The following is a 1,534-nucleotide window of genomic DNA, read 5'->3' as shown; positions in this document are numbered from 1 at the left end:
GGGTCGAACAATACGAGTATTCCTCTTTTGTATTCAGCTCTCAGCAAGTCGTGTACGATTTGTAAGAGCATACCTCCATGAAAAACAGGAAGCTTTCTTAGATGGTTTTGTCCATGCGTTTGAGTTCTTTGGTGGCGTTCCAATGGAAGGACTACTTGATAATTTGAAATCTGCGGTACAAAAAATTCTCCAAGGAAGAGATCGTTTAGAACAAGAGTCATTTATCGCTTTACAAGCTCATTATTTGTTCAAAGCTGAATTTTGTAATGTAAGGTCAGGAAATGAAAAAGGACGTGTGGAAGGCACAGTGGGTTACATTCGTAGGAACGCTTTAGTGCCGTTACCAGAAGTCCAATCCATGGAAGAATTAAATGATTACCTTTCTAATTGGTGCTTAAAAGAAGCTGAACATCGAAAGGTTCCTAAGTCAAATGAAACCGTTGGGGAAATGTGGATGAAAGAAAAAGAGCACCTCCATCCACTTCCGCAAGAAAGATTTGAGGCGTGTAAATTAGTTTCATGCCAGGTGAATAAGACATCTTTAATAACAGTTGAAACGAATCAGTACTCTGTACCCTGTGGCTATGTTGGTCATTCCGTATGGGTAAAAATTTTTGTGGATCGTGTGATCGTAGTGGATCAAAACCAAGTGATCGCAGAGCATCATCGTTCTTACGAAAGGAATCAAGTAGTCACCGTTCTTGATCACTACCTAGAAGCATTGATAAAAAAACCACGAGCGATACGTGATGCCCACGCATTTCAATCATCTAGCGTTCCAGAAGTGTTCAGACGTTTTCATCGTAAGATGAGAGAACAAGAAGGAGCCGATGGAGATCGAAAATTTATTCGACTTCTACTCCTACATCGTGAAATTGGTATGGAAAAGTTAACTCAAGCCTTACTAGAAGCTGAGCAAACACAAGTCTTTCGATATGAAATCGTACACGAAATCATTCAAAGGCTTACGAATAATCCAATGAATATCCGAACTCTTTCAAACGAAAAAACGCCTACAAATCTCTTAGACTATAAGATTCAAAAGTCTAATGTAGAACAATATGGAAAATTAACTGGGGGCCAGATGAAATGAAAACAGAACTACTAGTAGACCACATGACCAAACAGCTAAGATTGCCTACCATTGGAAACCAGTATCGTTCTTTGGCTAGAGAGGCAGAAGATCGAAATCTTAGCTATGAAGAATTTTTATTGGGATTACTTGAAGCTGAAGTAGAAAAAAGAGAAGAAAACCAAAAACAAAGACGATTAATGCAGGCATCTTTTCCTGTTCAAAAAACACTAGATACCTATGATTTTAGTTTGATGCCAAGTTTGAATCGGAATAAATTTCTGACTCTCGCAAAAGGTGAATTTGTAGAAAAAAAGGAGAATATTATTTTTCTTGGGAACAGTGGGACAGGAAAGTCCCACCTTGCGACAGGCTTGGGAATAGAAATGATTCACAATGGGTACAAGACAAAATTTATTACAGCTTCAGAGTTAGTAGAAGAATTGTTAATGGCAAACGAAG

At 38.4% G+C, this 1,534-nt stretch carries 2 protein-coding genes; both read left to right on the top strand.

What is annotated here, in order from left to right:
- On the top strand, nt 1-1,093 hold a 1,093-nt coding region (istA, locus tag ACFSCX_RS17535), incomplete at its 5' end, for an IS21 family transposase (protein WP_377929540.1).
- The coding region (locus ACFSCX_RS17530; protein ID WP_377929539.1) for an ATP-binding protein at nt 1,090-1,534 on the top strand (445 nt) is incomplete at its 3' end. The genes istA and ACFSCX_RS17530, both read left to right, overlap by 4 nt.

It is taken from the genome of Bacillus salitolerans, assembly GCF_042680805.1.
Classification (GTDB): domain Bacteria; phylum Bacillota; class Bacilli; order Bacillales; family SA4; genus Bacillus_CJ; species Bacillus_CJ salitolerans.
Note: the sequence above shows the minus strand (reverse complement) of the source record. Positions and strands in the feature narration are given on the sequence as shown.